The organism is Oceanobacillus sp. FSL W7-1309, from assembly GCF_038002145.1.
Taxonomy (GTDB): domain Bacteria; phylum Bacillota; class Bacilli; order Bacillales; family Amphibacillaceae; genus Oceanobacillus; species Oceanobacillus profundus.
This window is the reverse complement of the sequence record NZ_JBBOBX010000001.1, coordinates 1,070,359-1,089,406: the sequence shown is the minus strand read 5'-3', so window position 1 is coordinate 1,089,406 and position 19,048 is coordinate 1,070,359. Positions and strand designations below refer to the sequence as shown.

Below are 19,048 nucleotides of genomic sequence, written 5' to 3'. Positions count from 1 at the left end.
TATCCCTTTTCAAAATAGAAGAAGTACTTAGAAATCCAGATCAGTCTAACTGTGATACGTGAAATCTCTATGACATAGCTTTTAGTGATCTTCTTTCTATAAGTTTCAGGGAGAAATATAATTAGTATAGCATAATTTTTTGTGAATTCACCTTTTTCAATGGTAAAATGAATCTATTGTCACATGCAATGTAATTTATAGATGAAAATGAGAAAGAAGGTATCTTTATGATACATAAAAGTTATCGTGATACATGGACAGAAATATCTTTGGACGCGATTGAGGCGAATGTACAATCCTTCAGAAGACATATTGGAACTAGCAAGTTTATGGCAGTCGTTAAGGCGGACGGTTATGGACATGGAGCGGTGCAGGTTGCGACAGCTGCGACGGAAGCTGGTGCCGACTACTTAGGCGTTGCGCTTTTAGATGAAGCGCTCCACTTGCGGGAAGCGGGAATTGATGTCCCGATTCTTGTGCTGGGTTATACTGCTCCACACGCAGTAGAAGAGGCGGTGAAGCACGACATTACCCTTACCGTTTTCTCGGATGAATCAATCAAGGAAATGGAACGCGCTGCAAATGTATGGAATAAACAAGCGAAGGTGCATTTGAAAATAGATAGTGGCATGAATCGCATTGGGGTTCGTGATCAAAACGAGGCGCTTCAAATTTGTAAGTCTTTTAACGACTCTAAAGTTATACTAGAGGGGATATTTACACACTTTGCCGACGCTGATAACCCAGATTCTGCTTATACGTATCAGCAATATAAAAATTTTACATCATTGGTTGACTACCTGAACCAACATCAAATCGAAATTCCGTTAAAGCATTGTTGTAATAGTGCTGCAACGATTGCGTATCCTGAGATGCATTTGGATATGGTACGTGTCGGTATTAGCTTGTATGGACTTTATCCGAGTGGGCATTTGCGAGCAACAATTCATTTAAAGCAGGCGATGAGCTTAAAAACAAAGCCTGCCATGATAAAAGAGGTACAATCCGGTCATTCGATTAGCTATGGATGCACCTACACACCAGATGCTACATCTGTAATTGCGACATTACCAATCGGCTATGCGGATGGACTTTCCAGGCAACTTTCAAATAAGGGGGAAATGATGGTTAAAGAATTGCGAGTACCGATTGTTGGTAGAATATGTATGGATCAAACGATGATTGATGTCACTGCTGTTGAACAGATTAGCAAAGCAGATACTGTTACGATTTTTGGCGATCCTGAGGATGGTTATATTTCACTCGATGAAGTAGCAGAGCATATGCAAACGATTCATTACGAAACGGTTTGCTTAATCGGAAAGCGTGTTCCAAGGGTATATGTAAAAGGTGCTGCCAATTAATTACGAAGGATGCTCCAGAAGGCATCCTTCGTAGTGATAAAGGTCATTTACCTAATTGTATCTCATCAAGGCCTGCCAATTCTACGGATTGTTCATGATTCATATTATCGAGCGGAAAAACAGTGGCTGTCTCCTGATTAGCATCCAATGATTGAATATATACCGGAATACCTCGGAAGTTCACGTTGACCATTTCAATCGACTCCAAAATTTCCAATGCACGTTGTCTATTCATGATATCCTCCTTTGCTTGGCAAGTTGCAAAGTTTATATCTTTCCTAATTGCTAAGGCCTTTGCCTAAAAGCTTAAGAAGAACCAGCTTCTAACAGTGTTATTTTCTGTTGGTTTTGAGATGGTTATACGAGGCAATTTTTAGACCTGGTGCATGACAGAACTGTTATAGACATTCCAATCTAAAGTTGTTACTATTTAGAAAAGAAAAGATGCTGGAATGCTTGTTTCCCATAAACTTTTGACTTAGGAAAGGTGTAAGATGAAACCATTTACTGCAAACGTAATTGCAATTATCAACCAAATACCAGAAGGAAGGGTCATGACTTACGGACAGATTGCTAAAGCAGCAGGAAGTCCACGGGCTGCCCGTCAGGTTGTGCGAATTTTACATTCAATGAGTAGAAAGCATCGCCTTCCTTGGCATCGTGTCATCAACGCGAAGGGGCAAATCGCTATTCAAGATAAATTTGGAGCATTGGAGCAGAAATCGCAGCTGGAAGTAGAAGGTGTTGAGGTCAGCCGTAAGGGAGAGGTGGATTTGGAACGATATCAATTTCATGTGAGTACCGAGATAGATATGTTATAGAAAATTCGGGAACAAATACATATTCAATTTTAAAAATTAAAGTTATACTATAGATAAGTCTTACTGTTACTAAAAGATAGGTACTAATATTATCATGATAGATAAGTGATCTAAACGTATTACAATAAATTTTAGGAAAAGGATGGTCGAGATGGAGTTTAGCATGCATGAAAATGGTTTCGAATCTGAATTTGATTTTGGAAAATTAACAATATCGGGCAAGGATGAGTTTGGGTTTAGACCATACGCATTACTAGTATCCTCCATAGCTGGTTGCAGTGGCGGGGTTTTGAAGCAAGTGCTTACGAAAATGCGCATTGCTTTTGATAATATTGCCATTACTGCGGATGTGAAACGAAATCCAGATATAGCAAATCGTGTCGAAGAAATTAAATTGCACTTTACCATTTTCGGTAAGGATCTTCCTGAAAAAAAGGTGGAAAAAGCGTTAGAGCTAAGTTCAAAAAACTGTTCGATGGTTCAATCCGTAAAAGGGAGTATTAACGTTATCGAGACCTTTGAAATAAAGGAATAACTAATTGTTCGATTAAGTCTGGAGGGAAAGAAGGAGGCAGTTTTTTATTGATAACGAAATCCCTTGTTAAAAAGATTCTAAAGCTGGCCGCTGTCATTGCGGTCATCATTTTCGTTTACATATATTTCTCAGCATTTTTACCAGTATTATTAGCATTATTGACTGCACTCATGTTTGAGCCTTTTGTAAGATGGCTGAAGCTGAAGATGAAAGTAAGGAAAAGGGTTCTCCCAGTTACCATTACCTTTACCCTGTTTATTGCTATCTCCAGTTTGCTGGTCTATATCACATTAACCCGTGTGGTGGAAACAATTTATAATTTTACATTGCAAATTCCTACCTATGCATTTCAGGTACAGCGGTTTATCAATGATGTCATTATCCGTTTTAATGAGCTAATTGAAGATATACCAATCGCTCATGTTGTTATTCGGGAGCTTGAGAACCAATCCAATAGTGTAGTGGAAACAGCTTTGGATGTTACATCCTATTTATTAACAATTCTCGGCTCGTGGATTCAATCTGTCCCAAATCTTATCTTTGTGTCATTGATTTATTTGATGACGCTATTCTTATTCAGCTTGGACTTGCCTCGATTAAAACGGTTATTTTACAATTTATTCAATCGAGATACATCGGAAAAGCTGCGTTTCGTTAACCAACGACTAGGAAAGGTTTTCCTTGGTTACTGGAAAGCCCAATTTATCCTAAGTATTGGTGTTTTCGTCATTACGTATGCAAGTCTTTTGTTTATTTCACCCGGTGCCGCATTAATAATGTCTGTCATCATTTGGCTAGTCGATATTATTCCATTATATGTTGGACCAGCGCTTGTGCTGATTCCATGGGGACTTTTGGCCATGATGCTCGGAAATGTTGGAGCAGGAATCCAACTTATATTGCTTGCTCTTATCATAACCATTTTAAGGCGTATCATCGAGCCGAAAGTATTAGGTGATTCTATAGGACTTGCGGCACTCCCGACTGTGCTTTCTATGTATTTTGGTTTTGTGTTTTTCGGTGTGATGGGGCTAATCCTCGGGCCGTTCGTTTATATAGCGATTCTTTCTGCAAAAGAATCAGGCTTGTTTGATTTAGGCTTAAGCAAAAAAGATGAAGAAATAATTTGATTGGCAAGGCTGTTACGATTAAGTAACAGCCTTTTTATATGCAAATGGTGGAGAAGCGGCACAGAAGTAAATAATTACATTATAATAAGAATGAAGGAACATGCGAATGTTTATTTCCTAAGCATCAAATTGTATTTCGAAAAAGCAAGTCGGTATAATAGGACGTGAGTTGTATTCATAACATACGAGAACTAAAAACAGCTGATCGCTTCATGATGAAGGGATAGTCTGATTATATGTGATATAGATGATTTTTGGGAAAGGGGGATCACAATGAAGGTTTTGGGGATTTCTGGGTCAATCGTTGGCTCCAAAACGCGAATTGCTGTTGAAAATATATTAAACCGGATAAACGAACAGTATGAGGATATCGAAATTGAACTTATTGATTTGAAGCAATATAACCTCGTATTTAGCGATGGAAGGGATTATCGTGATTATACAGGGGATACAAAGTTAGTATTAGAAAAAATAATGGAAGCGGATGGCTATATTATCGGGACACCAACATTCCAAGCATCTATTCCAGGTACATTAAAAAACCTGTTTGATTTGCTTCCAATGGATGCATTTCGGGAAAAAGTTGTCGGTCTCGTATCGACAGCTGGATCAGCAAAACATTATTTAGTGGCTGAACAGCAGTTGAAGCCAATCTTGAATTATATGCAAGCAATGGTTATCCCGAAATATGTATTTATTGAAGAAAAGCATTATCATAAACAAGCAATTATAGATGATGAAATTGTTTTTAGGCTTAACCGATTGGCAGATGATGTTGTCTTTTTTCTTCGGACAGCAGTGCAAATGAAAGCATCTGAAGAATCCGCATACCCATTCTAATAATCAAACAGGTTCCTGCAAAGCTGCAGTGCCTGTTTTTTCTTTTTATAAATAAGGTAAGCAAATAATTTTACGGTTACTTTTTATAACTATATAATAAAAAAGAATTAAATGTGTTGCAATAAGTAAAAAACGATGGTATAGTATAAGTAATTCAAGTATGTTGAATTAAAATTAATTGAAGAATGTAAAACATTTAGGGGGAAATAGAATGTTAAAAATAGGTATTATTCAAGGTAGTGTACGTCAAGGACGTAACGGAGATGCAGTTGCAAAGTGGATGCATGATTTTGCAACAAAACGTAATGACGATGTAACTTATGAAATCGTAGACTTAGCTGAATATAAATTGCCATTCCTTGGTGAAGAACTTCCAGCAGAAAGACAGGCAGAAGCAGAAACTGCAATTAAAGCATGGTCCGAAAAAATTGCTTCATTCGATGGTTATATTTTTGTAACTCCAGAGTACAACCATGCAATTGGTGGCGCATTGAAAAATGCATTGGATTTCTTAAACCCAGAAGTGAACAACAAAGCAGCTGGTTTCGTTGGATATGGTAGCTTAGGCGGTACACGTGCACACGAAAACCTTCGTCTAATCCTTGGTGAACTACAAGTTGCAGATGTGCGTACTGCAGTAACGTTCTCACTAATGACTGACTTTGAAAACATGAGCGTATTCAAACCTGCTGACTTCCATGCAGATAATGCAAACGGAATGCTTGATCAAGTAATCGCTTGGAGCAGTGCTTTAAAAACAGTTCGCAATTAATAAAAAGTAAATTTTAAGAAGTAAAAAAGATACCTTATAAATAGAGAAAAGGTATTGGGTATCATTGGACTAATAATGGGCAGCTACCCCTGAATAACTATGTTTACATAGTGCTAGGCTTGGGTTACTGCCTCTTCTTTTTAAAGGGTCAATTTAAACTTAGATAACGGACAGGAAAGGTTGTGAACATACAATGGGATTTTTTGATAAATTATTCGGTAGATCAAAGCAAGCAGCAGCACCAGTACCAAAAGAGAAATTGAAAATCGCTATTGTGCAAGGCAGTGTGCGCCAAGGCCGTAATGGGGAATCAGTTGCTAACTGGATGTACGACTTTGCAACAAAACGAAATGCCGACGATGTCACATATGAAATTGTAGACTTAGGAGCATATAAATTGCCATTCCTTGGTGAAGAACTTCCAGCAGAAAGACAGGCAGAAGCAGAAGCTGCGGTTAAAGCTTGGTCTGAAAAAATCGCTGCATTTGATGGTTACATTTTCGTAGCACCAGAATACAACCATGCAATTGGTGGGGCATTGAAAAATGCATTAGATTATTTAAACCCAGAAGTAAACAATAAAGTAGCAGGTTTCGTTGGATACGGTAGCTTAGGTGGGGCGCGTGCACATGAAAACCTTCGTCTAATCCTTGGTGAGCTGCAAGTTGCAGACGTACGTACTGCAGTAACATTCTCGCTAATGACTGACTTTGAAAACATGAGCGAATTCAAACCTGCGGATTACCATGCAGACAATGCAAACGCGATGCTTGACCAAGTAATCGCTTGGAGCAAGGCATTTAAGAAAATTAGATAATTGAAAGGAGGGTTGTCATTTATGGCAGCCTTTTTCTTTGCACAGGAAACTATAAAATTTGAATGCTGTGGATAACTTAGTTACCTAAACGGCTACGTCCAGCTCCAGCGCCCAGCGACTAGCGAGACTTCCCTCACCTCCGTACGATAAGTCAACATCGACTCCCTGCGGTCGCCGTGTTTCCTTTATCTCCTACGGCTCAGTCCAGTCCGTACGTCGCTAACCGGGCGCTTGCGCTTTTGTTCTTTCGAACAATAATAGAAGGCTTCACATTTCGTTATGCAAAATGTAATGCTGTTCAGTTGAGATGTGTAGTATGGCATAGTAGAATAAGAAGGCAGAAGAGGGGTGGGAAAGAAAAGTGGAAATGAAACATTTACAGTATTTTATTGAAGTCACGCGTGCTGGCAGTTTTACGCATGCCGCAGAAAAATTATATATGACACAGCCTGCAATTAGCAGAATTATAAAATCGTTAGAAGATGAACTGGAAGCCTCGCTTTTCATTCGTTCACGAAAAAAACTATCTCTAACAGATGCTGGAAAAATTCTCTATGAGCACGCTCAAGTGATGGAAAAGCAGTTCCAAGCGTTACGACTTGAGTTGGAAAGCCTTTCGTTCCTAAAAAAAGGCCATATTCGTATTGGCTTGCCCTCGATTATCGATTCCGTTTTCTTCTCTAAATTAATCGCATCTTTTCATAAAGAATATCCAGATATTACGTTTCAATTAATAGAGGATGGATCAAAGCGAATAGAAGAAAAAGTGATGAATGATCACTTGGATTTTGGCGTTGTCTTCCTGCCTACCCGCCACAACTTTTTTGATTGCTATTCGTTGGGAGAGGAAGATTTAAAGCTCATCGTACCCGCCGACCATGAGCTTGTAAATCGGCAAGAGGTCGCAATTGCTGAATTAAAAGAAGAAGATTTTATTATGTTTAATAAAGATTTTGCACTGCATGATCATATATATTCGGCTTGCAGAAAGTCTGGCTTTGAACCGAGAATTATTTCGGAGACCTCACAGATGGACTTTATAGAGGAAATGGTAGCTTCAAATCTTGGAATAACCTTATTACCAGAAAGTACGATTAAAGGCTTAAAACGTGACGTAAAAGAAATAAAACTGTCCCATCCGACAATTAAGTGGCACTTAGCAATGATTTGGAAAAAGAATCAAGCATTATCACCTGTCAAACTTGAATTTATCCGATTTGCAAAAGTGAATCTGAACAATACATAAGACCTCCTTTTAGGTGAGTCTTTTTTATTTGTTTATCTAAAGCGTTTACAAACACTTTTGTTATGAATAGCATCGGATTTCGGCATTGTACTTTGGTTATCGGGGCGTTATACAATAGAACCTGTACATAACAATGTATCTACATCAGATAAACAGTTTGCTGTAGCAATAAAAAGTAGTAAGGTGATTAGTTTATGAAAGCAAGAAAAATGGGAGAAACACGCATTATTCAGAATGACCAGGTTCTAATTAATGATTTAAATAATTATCATACATTATTCGGTGGAGTTCTTATGAAAAAGCTTGATGCCTGTGCAACACTTTCAGCTTGTAGCCATGCAAGAGTTAAGGAATGTGTTACGGCCTCAACCGATTCGGTGAATTTTATAGAACCAATACGTCAAAGTGATAAAGTTTGTATTGAGTCATTCGTAACGTATACAGGGAAAAGCTCGATGGAAATATTTTGCAAAGTAATTGCTGAAGATATGCTAACTGGTGAACGAAGAATTGCTACCACGGCTTTTTTGACATTTGTTGCGTTGGATGAGAATAAAAAACCGATTGAAGTTCCTGCAATTGTCGCGGAAACAGAAGAAGAAAAGTTCCTCTACAGCACTGGTGAGGAACGTGCAAAGATTCGAAAGTTAAAGAGGCAGCAAAATAAAGATATCGTTGCTCATTTATCGATCAATAAGCCTTGGAATTAAGCGATAATAGAAAGGAGCGGATAGGGTGTTAATAACAACGAATTTAAAAGAATTGATTTCAGCAAAAGAGGCAATTGACGAATTGGGACATACAAAGCCAGAATTATTCCAACGGTTCTTAAATGTGATCCAGCTTACGCGCCAATTACAGTTTAATTATCAATATTTGGGTTGTTTAATTATGGATGAAAATCCAGATGAATGTAAACCAAGCATTCATAATACCTATGCATTTAGTGTGTTTGAACAGGAAATAGAAAAACTTAAAGCAGATACTACAATCATCGAATTGCAGTATTTACTAGCTTCCAATAAGCGAATTGGCTATGCAAATTTATGTAAGCTGGTAATCGGTGAAAACCCTCGATTTTTAGTAGGGCCACAAGTAGTATAAGAGGTTATAAAAATCCCTAAGCAACCAGCTTAGGGATTTTCGGGTTATTAAACCTGAACTGTTAATATCGCTATTAAACCAGTTGGGTTTATTTCTCTCCACTTAGTTCTACTAATATTTTGGCTTGTGATTTATCGTTTGATAATGCTTCAAATCCTTTTTCAACAATATCATCCAACTGTATTTGATCGGTAACAATGCCTTGAGGTTTCAATTGACCAGTTCCCATCAAATCCACTGTCTGTTGGAAAGAAGTCGGTGTATAAGCAATAGATGACGTAATTTTTACACCTGTGTTCGTAAGGTGAATTGGATTCCACTCAATTGGTCTAGCGAAAATAGATACGATTACCATTGTTCCTCGTGCCCGTGTAGCGTCGATCGCCTGTTTGAATGTCGGGGCAACTCCCGCAACTTCAAAGGATACATCAACACCATCTGGAACTAATTCTCGAATCGCTTGAACAGCATCTTGTTCACCAGAATTAATGATATGGGTTGCACCTAGTTCCATTGCTTTTTCAAGTCTTGTTTGGGATAAATCTAGAACAATAATCTTGCTTGCTCCTGCTGCTTTAGCTGCAATGGCTGTTAAAAGTCCAATTGGACCTGCTCCGAATATAGCAACTGTATCTCCGAATTGCAGTCCACCTTCTTTTACAGCTTGTACAGCAACAGCGGTAGGTTCTACCAATGCGCCGTCCTGTAAAGTTAATGTGTTTGGCAGAAGATAAACATTCGATTCTGGAACATTCGCGTATTTCGTAAATCCACCATCACCATGCAAGCCGATAAAGCTGAATCCATCATATGCATCCATATCTTCAGGTTTATTTCCATATGTTATCGTTGGGTTAATTGCTACTTTGTCGCCCACTTTAAATTTTGTTACGTTTGTTCCTACTTCTTCTATCACTCCAGCGAATTCATGTCCCATTGTTAATGGAGCAATTTCACCTGTTAAAGGGTCCTTTTCGTTTACTGGTACAAATACTGGACCTTCTTCATATTCATGTAAATCACTACCACAAATACCAGCCCAAGCTACTCGAACCTTTACTTGAGTGTCTTCTAAAGGTTTTACTTCCACCTCTTCAATTCGGATATCCTTTTCTCCATGCCATACTGCTGCTTTCACTGTTATTACCTCCTGATGATAAAAGTTTTCTGTAAATCAAAATACCTAGTACTTCGTTTGAACCCAAAAACTAGTTGATAAATAAAACTTTTTACATAAGTCAATTATATCACTCGGAGTTTTGGGAAACTATTAATATGCTTGGTGCATGGGGATGTCATATACTATTTCTTGAAACTGAATATAGGTAATGTTAACCATTCATGTTATTCTTTAGATTCTCGATATACTCTTTTCCTTCTATTAGTGAAAGTCCTAAAGATGCTCTCGCTTCTTTAATGGCTTTAATCTCTTTTCCATCCTGAATTAATTCATATAGTCTACCATTTATCGGATGTTCTGGGATTTCGACCTCTTTCATAACCTGTTCTAACGAAGTTTTCAACTGTTTCATATTTTGTTCAAGCTTATTTATTTTAGCAGTCAAATAAATGAAAATAATCAATATGATGCTAATGAAAGGAAATTCCAATCCTATCGCTCCTTTTCTGCTATGCTAGCTTGTAGAATTTATCCCTATTTACCAAACAATTCGATTCCCGCCTGCAACTATGCTGCTTATGCTATGTGCAATTAAAAATTGACCGCCATAATAAGGCAACATTACCAGTATATTACTAGAAGGGACTGGTGCAATAAACATATTCCATGCAAGGATAGAGTCAGAAATAACGAACAGCAAACTACCAGCGATTGCCCATCCATTACCCGTCATCACGGCGGAAAAAGTCATTAGTGAAATAATGAAAATATAAGCAATCACAGGAAAAATTAATCCTGCATTCCCTTCTTGACTTAATGCCTCAACTAACCGGAATCCGATAAAACATGCAAATCCGGCAATTGGGATAATCATAGTCAAACGCATCTTTGAATATTTCCATTGCGTAAAGAAACCAGCCATATAAAATAGATGCCCAATGAAAAATGCGGTCAATCCAAATAGAAACCAGTGCAGTGTCGCATCGCCTATGATACAAAAAGCAAGGCCGGTAATAAGCAGTAGATGTGTTCGAGTTTTTTTTCGAGGTAAAAGCTGAAGAGCATAAATCAAAATCATAAACATTGGAACCAGTTTAAAAAACAAGCTAAATAATAATGGTCCTGTCGGAGCGATAAATAGATAAACAAGACTCATTGTGAGTATTAGTAATGGTAATTGGTATAGAATCATTCTGTTCACTCCTTGGATGTGTCTTACTAAGAGATTCGATGAACAAGGGAGAAATCCTTTTTATTCTTCTAATTTACATAAATTACATTACAATTGGAAAAATAATTAGATAGCGCTATCAATTGTTGGGTGATTGGCGGTAATTCGCTTACAAATTTATGGAAAAAGCAAACTTGACCTTTACAGTATGTTGAATTTGCCTTAAAATTGTCGGGTATGTTTTATAACAGAATTCATTTTTCAACTTAGAGGAGGATTAACATACGATGGATTCAAGAGATAAGGATGCCATACTAAAAACCGTTCCACAAAAAGGTTTCTTTGGACATCCGAAAGGTTTATCGACATTATTTTTCACGGAGTTCTGGGAACGTTTTTCTTATTATGGAATGCGTGCCATACTCTTATTTTATATGTACTATGAGGTTACAGACGGCGGATTAGGAATAGATCAAACTACTGCCAACTCGATAATGGCGATTTACGGCTCGCTCGTATATATGTCTGGTATAATCGGTGGATGGATTGCTGACCGGATTCTTGGGATGAACCGTACCGTATTTTACGGTGGTGTTCTAATTATGCTTGGTCATATTATCCTTGCTTTACCAGGTGGCTTTACAGCATTACTTGTGTCCATGCTGTTTATCGTTATTGGTACAGGATTGCTAAAGCCGAACGTTGGTGGTATGGTTGGCGAACTTTACAGCAAACAAGATCCACGACGTGACTCTGGTTTCAGTATCTATTACATGGGTATTAACATGGGTGGTTTTATTGCACCGTTTATTGTCGGAACAATTGGACAAACATATAACTTCCATTTTGGCTTTGCAATAGCGGCCGTTGGGATGTTTGCTGGCTTGGTTGTTTACCTATTATCACGGAAAAAATACTTTGGTCTTGCTGGACTTCAAGTTCCAAATCCACTTAGCGGTGAAGAGAAAAGAAAGACTACGAAAATTATCACTCTCGCTGTTATTGTATTAGCTATAATCGGATGGGCTGGTGTAACAGGTGGTTGGTTAACGATTGAGCGGGTTATTTTCTCGATTAGTATTCTTGGGGTGATTATCCCTACAGTGTATTTTATTACGATGTATCGTAGTCCGAAAACTACAGCGGACGAACGCTCGCGTTTACTAGCATATATTCCGTTATTTGTGGCAGCAATGATGTTTTGGGCGATTCAAGAACAGGGATCGAATATTTTAGCGACTTATGCAAACGAACGGACACAGTTGTCGTTTGCTGGCATTGAAATACAATCCTCTTGGTTCCAATCTCTAAATCCATTATTCATTGTAATGCTTGCACCAGTGTTTGCTTGGCTTTGGGTAAAGCTTGGGGATCGTCAACCAAGTACACCGCAAAAGTTCTCCTTTGGATTAATTTTTGCTGGGCTTTCATTTATCGTCATGATTTTCCCTGCGGTATTTAACGGAACAGAAAGCTTAGTTAGCCCGCTTTGGCTCGTTCTTAGCTTCTTCCTAGTTGTGCTAGGTGAACTCTGTTTATCACCAGTTGGTTTATCAGCGTCAACGAAATTGGCGCCAGCGGCATTTGCTGCCCAAATGATGAGTTTATGGAATCTATCCAACGCTTCGGCACAGGCTATTAACGCCCAGGTCGTTCGTTTTTATTCCGTAGATACGGAAGTTATCTACTTTGGTGTAATCGGAGGAATTGCGATATTACTTGGTATCGTATTGCTATTAATAGCACCGAAGCTGAAACGGTTCATGCGAGGAATTAACTAATTTTAATGATTAAGATAAATGGGAAGCTGAATCAAGCGCTAAAAAGCATGTTTGATTCAGCTTCTTTTTTATGTGCAGAGTTAATTTCAGTTTCCGCTTGACTCGATTAATTGATAGAATAGAGTTAATGAATTGTAAAAGGTGATTACATGACGGATAGGTTCAAAATTTCAGTAAGAACGCTTGTGGAGTATGTGTTGCGAAGTGGCAGTATTGAATCTGGGTTTCGAACGGCTACGACGCTGACAGACGGAACAAAGGCACATCAGAAAATCCAAAAGACGTATAAAGAAACAGATCAAAAGGAAGTGTATGTCATAACGGAGATTCCATATGAAGAATTAACTTTTGTAGTGGATGGACGTTGTGATGGTTTGCTTTTTAATGAGAATGGACAGGTTACGGTTGATGAAATTAAGTCAACACGAAATCCGGTGGAGTGGATTTCAGAAGATACATATCCAGTACATTGGGCACAGGCGATCTTTTATGCTTATATCTATGCCAAAGACCACGATTTAGCAGAAATAACGATTCAGTTAACATATGTTCATGTAAATACGGAGCAACAGGTTAAATTCAAGCGGGAAATGAATTTTCAGGAGCTGAAAGCGTATGTAAACAACATTGTCGGTCAGTATGCAGTATACGCCAAGATGAAGCTTCAGCATGTAGAACGACGCGATGTTTATGCAAGGGAGCTTTTGTTTCCATTTGAAAGTTATCGAGATGGACAGCGTAAGCTCGCGGCTTCTGTCTATAAAACAATTTTCGATAAGAAAGATATATTTGCTTCAGCATCAACAGGTATTGGCAAAACGGTCTCAACAATATTCCCTGCTGTGAAAGCGATTGGGGAAGGGCACCTGCAGCGGATGTTTTATCTTACTGCAAAAACAATTACGAGAACTGCTGCAGAGGAAGCATTTCGTTTGCTGGAGGAAAAGGGGTCGGACCTAAAGGTTGTAACCATTACTGCGAAGGATAAAATTTGTTTTCAGGAGGAAGTAAAGTGCTCGAAGGAGCATTGTATTTTTGCGGAGGGGTTTTACGATCGAATTAATGAAGCGGTTTTAGACATATACGCGAATGAAACATTGATGAGTCGCCAAGTAATTGAAACCTATGCAAGAAAACATCGTGTTTGTCCTTTTGAATTTTCATTAGAGCTTGCATATATAGCGGATGCTGTTATTTGCGATTACAATTATATCTTTGATCCCAAAGTGTCATTGAAACGTCTTTTTGAGGAGCAGAAGAAAGAGACCGTCTTATTGGTTGATGAAGCACATAATTTAGTTGATCGAGCGAGAGAAATGTATTCTGCTGACTTGTATAAATCAGCATTTCTGCAACTCAGTCGTACATTTAAAAACCGTAATGAAAGCTTAGCGAAATCAGCTAAAGCAATTAATAATTATCTATTATCCTTAAAGAAGCAAGAGAATTTAATCAGCAAAGATCTAGATGACGAGCTTGTTGCGCTTACTGAAACCTTTTCCATGCATGCAGAGACTGAATTAGTGCAGCATATGGATACAGATTCACTTTTGCTGGATACTTATTTCGCGACACAATCCTTTGTTAAAATAGCGAAGCTTTATGATGAGCGATTTGTAACCTATATGGAGATTCTGAAAAGCGATGTCCGATTGAAGCTATTCTGCCTCGACCCATCTTATCTCATTAACAAGATGGGAAAAGGCTACCGTTCAAAGATTTTCTTTTCAGCTACGCTAACACCTGCGGATTATTATAAAACCCTGTTGGGAGGAACTGAAAAAGATTACGTAACAGCAATTCCGTCTCCATTTGATCGTGAAAAAGCTGAGGTAATTATTCTGCCAATGTCGACAAGGTATCGCGATCGCGAGCGTACAATGACACCAATTGTTCAGTTTGTGGAGAATCTTATTACGAAGCAGTCTGGAAATTTCCTTGTTTTCTTTCCATCTTATCATTACATGGAAGCTGTACATGATGCATTTCAACAGTTTGCACCACATGTAAAGACGATTGTCCAAACGGTAGGCATGTCTGAAACGGATAGGGAGGAATTTTTGGCAGCTTTTATGCCGGATACGGAAGAAAAGCTTATTGGCTTTGCGGTACTGGGCGGCATTTTCTCTGAGGGGGTAGATTTAAAGGGAGAACGGCTTCAAGGTGTCATTATTGTTGGTGTTGGACTGCCGCAAATTGGATTGGAAAGAGATATTATCAAGGACTATTTCAACTCGATTGGCCGAAATGGCTATGATTATGCCTATGTCTTTCCTGGAATGAATAAAGTGCTTCAGGCGGGGGGCAGATTAATCCGATCTGAATCAGACCAAGGAACAATCGCTTTAATCGATGATCGATTTCTACAAAGGAAGTATCAAGCCCTCTTTCCATTTGAATGGCAACATTTTAGAATTGAACGGTAATGCAGGATGTTTAATATTGGCCAGAAAAGGAACACTACTTATAGCAGACGATAAAAAGGAGTGTATACTTGTGAGTCAATCAGAGATTAAAGCAGATGTAGAAAAAATCCTTAATGAAAGTCATACAGGCACGATGGCAACGGTGAAGAACGATAAACCGCACTCTAGGTATATGACATTTTTTCATGATGGTTTGAAGCTTTACACACCGACGCATAAAGATGCCGATAAAACAGAAGAAATTGAGAAAAATCCATTTACACATATTTTAATTGGTTATGAAGGCGATGGATTTGGAGATGAATATGTAGAATATCAAGGGAAGGTATCCTTAAACGATACGGATGACCTGAAAAAGAAATTTTGGAATGATGATATGAAACTATATTTTGAAGGACCGGATGATCCTAACTATACCATTTTGGAAATCGATCCGATTGGAATTCGGTTAATGAATAAAAAGGGAGAATCTCCTAAAGAGCTGGACATATAAAAAAGGCTGACAACATTATTGTCAGCCTTTTTAGTTAGCCTGGTAACTTTTAAATGTTAATACTATGGGTAATAACTTAGCTGCACGAACAGTCACGTCCAGCTCCAGCGCTAAAGCTGTAGCTGGACTTCTCTCACCTCTGTACGTCGCTAACTGGGCACTTCCGTTTTGTTCCTCCTACCATCCAGGAACAACTGAGCCTTGGAAGGTTTCCTCAACAAATTGTTTTACTTCATCGGATTGGTAAATATCGATAAACTGTTGTACAGCTTCGTCATCCTTGTTTTCTTCACGAACCGCGATTAAGTTTACAAATGTAGAATCCTGTTCAATAAAGATTGAGTCTTCACCAGGTACGAGACCTGCATCCATGGCAAAGTTTGAATTAATGGCAGCTGCATCAACTTCACCTAACTGGCGCGGGATTTGCGCTGGATCAAGCTCGATGAATTCATAATTGTTTGGGTTCTCAGCAATGTCATTTACCGTTGCATTTACGCCAAGACCTTCTTCTATTTTAATTAAACCTGCTTGTTCAAACAATAGTAATGCACGTCCACTGTTTGTCGGGTCACTTGGAAGACCGATACGGGCGCCGTCCTCGAGATCTGCTACATCTGTTACACCTTCTGAGTAAATCCCCATCGGGAATGTAACCGTATCTGCAACTTTAATTAAATCTAATCCGCGTTCTTCATTCATATGGTCAAAAAATGGCTCGGTTTGGAAGCTGTTTAAATCAAGCTCGCCTTCAGATAAACTAACATTTGGCATGACATAATCGCTGAAAGAAACTAATTCAATTGTTAGGCCATCCTCTTCAGCAAGCTCTGCAACCTTTTCTAAGATTTGTTCATGTGGTCCTGATGTTACACCGACTTTTAATTTACCGTCTTCCAATAATCCTTCTGCTTCATCTGAGCCGCCACCACATGCGGCAAGTACTGCCAACATGCATGCAAGTAATCCTGTGAATAGTAATTTTTTCATTATGTATCCCTCTTTCTAAAGTTGATTAATTAGTTGTTGGAACTGCTAGCCTCTCTACTTTGAGAATGGCATTTATTAATGTATCTTCTGTAATTTCTTCCGCCATTAAATGAATCGATTCTTGAGGCAGTAATGTTTTCTTAATAATACGTTGCAATAGTTCCTCGTCTCGAGCGTCAATGGATAAATGATTTAATGATGCTGGAAGCCCCCAATCATCATATACTGCTAATAGTCTTTTTAGCTCTTCATCCTTTTCTTCTAGAGCCAATTGAACTAAGATACCATAGGACACGATTTCTCCATGTAAAAATTGCTTGATGCTTTTAGCCTCTGTTAATCCATTATGGACGGAATGTGCACCAGCAATTCTTCCGGCCTTTTCCCCGAATCCGCCGACCATGCCACCAGTCATAATAATTGTTTCAATAACGCGTATGAGTGCATCCGATACCTTTTTATTGGATACCGATTCTAGTGCTTCTTTTCCATCCTTTAGTAAGATATCTCTGCACAAAGCTGCGGAGAATTGAGAAATCTGAAGCCAAACAGGTAAATCCTTATCCTTGTAAAAGGATCGAACTAAAGCATCTGCTTCATAATATTTAGCGAGTGTGTCACCAATACCGGCCTTCAAGTATTCAGGTGGCGCACCAGCAATAATAGCTGGCTCAATCAGCACGAGTGTATTTGCTACTGGGAACTCGGTATAGTGTGAATGGGTACCATCAGCTTGATAAAATACACTTAATGGTGTCCAAGCTGCACAGGTAGCTGCGATTGTTGGGATAAGTACGGATTTAATCCCGGCTTTTACAGCTGAGGCTTTAGTGAGATCGAGTGCTGTCCCCCCGCCAATACCGATTACTGCATCAACCCCATCATGTTGAAATGAAGTTGCGAATTGTTCGACAGCCTCAAGCGTACAATGTCCTTCCACAAACGTGATGTTTGAACGATCAAGCTCCTCTGGTATATAAGGAGAGGCAGCATTCCATGCCTTCCTGCCGCTAAGAATATGTATTTTCTTCACGCCTAACTCTGAAAGAAGTACACGTAACTCTTTTAAAATGCCTTCTCCGATTCGATAATGTCCTGGTGCGCCTTTCACAATTGCTGTTGTCATCTGAGCGTCTCCTTATCGTATTTCGGGAAAATAAAAATGCCTCTCTAAAAAAGAGAGGCATGGATATACTTGACAAGTAACCATCCTCTTATTTTCCAAAATACATATTGTATTTTGCAGGAATTAGCACCTATTCTCAGTTGAATTTAACTGGAATGGTTGCCGGGCTTCATCGGGCCAGTCCCTCCGCCGCTCTTCATAAGAGTGTTTATGAATTTGTTATTTCATATATCTTATAATCTATTGGTTGAAAAGTCAATTGATTTCATTTATTCATACTAAATCTGTTATATATTTACTGGATGATAATAAATGCATCGATTCCAGTGTTACGGACAACCTGTAAATGATTCTCTGCATTTGTCCTGTTTGTAAATGCACCAGCCTGAACGCGATACCAAGTTTCACCTGAAATCGTAACCTGTTCTACAAAAGCTTGAATGCCTTTAGAATTTAGGAAAGATACACGATCATCTGCATTTGCTTTTGATTTAAAGGAACCAGCAATAACCTTATACAGTTGGCCGGTACCAGGACCTCCGTTTTTTTCTTGCAGGTTAAATGCTCTCGCTAGTCCGTTGACATGCCCTTCTGCTACTCGCTGCTTCCATGCGTTCTGTTTCATTAAAGCTGCATTTCCACTATGGTCGATAAAACCATTTTCCGTTAGCATTGCTGGCATGGACGACTCACGTAATACATGGAAATTAGCTTTCTTTTTACCACGATTTCGTAATCCGTTAACTTTAATTATTTCTGCATGTAGAATGTCTCGATATCTAGCAGTCTGTGAACTATCTGAAAGGCTGCTATGAATGAAATCCTCATAGCCATCAGCAGAGCCGTTAAATGCATTACAATGAATAGATAGAAAATAATCAGCACCCCATGCATTTGCTTCATTTGTTCGTTGGGCGAGACTTTTTGTTGTGTTTCCAGTACGACTCATTTGAACACTAACATTACTGTAGTTTCCAATTAGCAGATCGCGTATTCGCAACGCGATATCAAGAACAACATCTTTTTCTTGTATTCCATTTCCAGTAGCACCGGAATCTGTTCCGCCATGACCTGGGTCTAAATAAAGTTTCATTAAAATCTCCTCCTAATATAACGTATGGTTGATAAGAAAAATCGAATTGGACAAACAACACTGTCTTAGTTAAAATCCATTTTTGTCACCTCCGTCTTTTTCTCGTTTGCTTATGGTACTTCTTTTCAAAACTACAATCGATGTGAATGTAGATTTGGGGAGGTAATATTTGATTTAATTTATTGGATAAACTAATGAGCAGAATAAAAAATATATTCA

Annotated in this window: 20 protein-coding genes and 1 riboswitch; of the genes, 13 read left to right on the top strand and 7 right to left on the bottom strand. The window is 38.6% G+C overall.

Annotated elements, in window-relative coordinates:
- Positions 1-227 precede the first annotated feature (227 nt).
- Positions 228-1,364, top strand: a complete 1,137-nt coding sequence (gene alr / locus NST46_RS04920) for an alanine racemase (protein ID WP_340002495.1) — start codon at positions 228-230, stop codon at positions 1,362-1,364.
- Positions 1,365-1,407: 43 nt separating this feature from the next.
- Here the strand turns inward: alr and NST46_RS04915 are convergent, their stop codons facing one another.
- Entirely contained in the window at positions 1,408-1,599 is a 192-nt protein-coding gene (locus NST46_RS04915) for an H-type small acid-soluble spore protein (RefSeq protein ID WP_095310584.1), read from the bottom strand.
- A gap of 259 nt (positions 1,600-1,858) precedes the next feature.
- On the opposite strand from NST46_RS04915, the gene NST46_RS04910 reads away from it, so the two are divergent.
- From NST46_RS04910 to NST46_RS04870, 9 genes are all read left to right on the top strand, one after another.
- The gene (locus NST46_RS04910; RefSeq protein ID WP_341136830.1) at positions 1,859-2,185 is read left to right on the top strand and encodes an MGMT family protein; all 327 of its coding nucleotides are present in this window, start codon (positions 1,859-1,861) and stop codon (positions 2,183-2,185) included.
- Positions 2,186-2,336: 151 nt separating this feature from the next.
- Positions 2,337-2,720 carry an OsmC family protein gene (locus NST46_RS04905; RefSeq protein WP_095310588.1) on the top strand — a complete coding sequence of 128 codons (384 nt, stop codon included), beginning with the start codon at positions 2,337-2,339 and terminating at the stop codon, positions 2,718-2,720.
- Between the two features lie 47 nt (positions 2,721-2,767).
- A complete protein-coding gene (gene ytvI / locus NST46_RS04900) occupies positions 2,768-3,850 on the top strand; it encodes a sporulation integral membrane protein YtvI (RefSeq protein WP_240033696.1) in 1,083 nt (360 codons plus the stop codon).
- A gap of 273 nt (positions 3,851-4,123) precedes the next feature.
- On the top strand, positions 4,124-4,690 hold the full coding sequence (locus NST46_RS04895) for an NADPH-dependent FMN reductase (protein WP_095310590.1): 567 nt from the start codon (positions 4,124-4,126) through the stop codon (positions 4,688-4,690).
- Between the two features lie 211 nt (positions 4,691-4,901).
- Positions 4,902-5,462 (top strand): NADPH-dependent FMN reductase, encoded by a 561-nt coding sequence (locus NST46_RS04890; RefSeq protein ID WP_095310592.1) that lies wholly within the window; start codon positions 4,902-4,904, stop codon positions 5,460-5,462.
- Between the two features lie 193 nt (positions 5,463-5,655).
- Entirely contained in the window at positions 5,656-6,279 is a 624-nt protein-coding gene (locus tag NST46_RS04885; RefSeq protein WP_095310594.1) for an NADPH-dependent FMN reductase, read from the top strand.
- Between the two features lie 361 nt (positions 6,280-6,640).
- The gene (locus NST46_RS04880) at positions 6,641-7,525 is read left to right on the top strand and encodes a LysR family transcriptional regulator (protein ID WP_168927268.1); all 885 of its coding nucleotides are present in this window, start codon (positions 6,641-6,643) and stop codon (positions 7,523-7,525) included.
- A 194-nt stretch (positions 7,526-7,719) separates the two neighbouring features.
- The gene (locus NST46_RS04875; protein ID WP_251660070.1) at positions 7,720-8,235 is read left to right on the top strand and encodes an acyl-CoA thioesterase; all 516 of its coding nucleotides are present in this window, start codon (positions 7,720-7,722) and stop codon (positions 8,233-8,235) included.
- 25 nt (positions 8,236-8,260) lie between these two features.
- Positions 8,261-8,629 (top strand): hypothetical protein, encoded by a 369-nt coding sequence (locus NST46_RS04870; protein ID WP_251660068.1) that lies wholly within the window; start codon positions 8,261-8,263, stop codon positions 8,627-8,629.
- Positions 8,630-8,717: 88 nt separating this feature from the next.
- Here the strand turns inward: NST46_RS04870 and NST46_RS04865 are convergent, their stop codons facing one another.
- The 3 genes from NST46_RS04865 to NST46_RS04855 form a co-directional block, all read right to left on the bottom strand.
- Positions 8,718-9,767 (bottom strand): 2,3-butanediol dehydrogenase, encoded by a 1,050-nt coding sequence (locus tag NST46_RS04865; protein ID WP_095310601.1) that lies wholly within the window; start codon positions 9,765-9,767, stop codon positions 8,718-8,720.
- A gap of 193 nt (positions 9,768-9,960) precedes the next feature.
- Positions 9,961-10,239 carry a hypothetical protein gene (locus tag NST46_RS04860; RefSeq protein ID WP_095310603.1) on the bottom strand — a complete coding sequence of 93 codons (279 nt, stop codon included), beginning with the start codon at positions 10,237-10,239 and terminating at the stop codon, positions 9,961-9,963.
- 48 nt (positions 10,240-10,287) lie between these two features.
- Positions 10,288-10,941 carry a lysoplasmalogenase gene (locus tag NST46_RS04855; protein WP_251660067.1) on the bottom strand — a complete coding sequence of 218 codons (654 nt, stop codon included), beginning with the start codon at positions 10,939-10,941 and terminating at the stop codon, positions 10,288-10,290.
- A 266-nt stretch (positions 10,942-11,207) separates the two neighbouring features.
- Here NST46_RS04855 and NST46_RS04850 point away from each other — a divergent pair, with 266 nt between their 5' ends.
- From NST46_RS04850 to NST46_RS04840, 3 genes are all read left to right on the top strand, one after another.
- Positions 11,208-12,701: a peptide MFS transporter gene (locus tag NST46_RS04850; RefSeq protein ID WP_341136829.1), complete on the top strand. Its 1,494-nt coding sequence runs from the start codon at positions 11,208-11,210 to the stop codon at positions 12,699-12,701.
- 149 nt (positions 12,702-12,850) lie between these two features.
- Positions 12,851-15,127: an ATP-dependent DNA helicase gene (locus NST46_RS04845; protein WP_095310610.1), complete on the top strand. Its 2,277-nt coding sequence runs from the start codon at positions 12,851-12,853 to the stop codon at positions 15,125-15,127.
- Positions 15,128-15,197: 70 nt separating this feature from the next.
- Complete coding sequence (locus NST46_RS04840; RefSeq protein ID WP_303446941.1) at positions 15,198-15,620, top strand: pyridoxamine 5'-phosphate oxidase family protein; 423 nt, start codon at positions 15,198-15,200, stop codon at positions 15,618-15,620.
- Between the two features lie 177 nt (positions 15,621-15,797).
- Here NST46_RS04840 and NST46_RS04835 read toward each other — a convergent pair whose 3' ends face one another.
- From NST46_RS04835 to NST46_RS04825, 3 genes are all read right to left on the bottom strand, one after another.
- The gene (locus NST46_RS04835; RefSeq protein WP_095310612.1) at positions 15,798-16,610 is read right to left on the bottom strand and encodes a MetQ/NlpA family ABC transporter substrate-binding protein; all 813 of its coding nucleotides are present in this window, start codon (positions 16,608-16,610) and stop codon (positions 15,798-15,800) included.
- A 25-nt stretch (positions 16,611-16,635) separates the two neighbouring features.
- Entirely contained in the window at positions 16,636-17,736 is a 1,101-nt protein-coding gene (locus NST46_RS04830) for an iron-containing alcohol dehydrogenase family protein (RefSeq protein WP_303446940.1), read from the bottom strand.
- 85 nt (positions 17,737-17,821) lie between these two features.
- Positions 17,822-17,941: riboswitch (SAM riboswitch) on the bottom strand.
- Between the two features lie 90 nt (positions 17,942-18,031).
- Positions 18,032-18,829: an N-acetylmuramoyl-L-alanine amidase gene (locus NST46_RS04825; RefSeq protein WP_095310616.1), complete on the bottom strand. Its 798-nt coding sequence runs from the start codon at positions 18,827-18,829 to the stop codon at positions 18,032-18,034.
- Positions 18,830-19,048 lie beyond the last annotated feature (219 nt).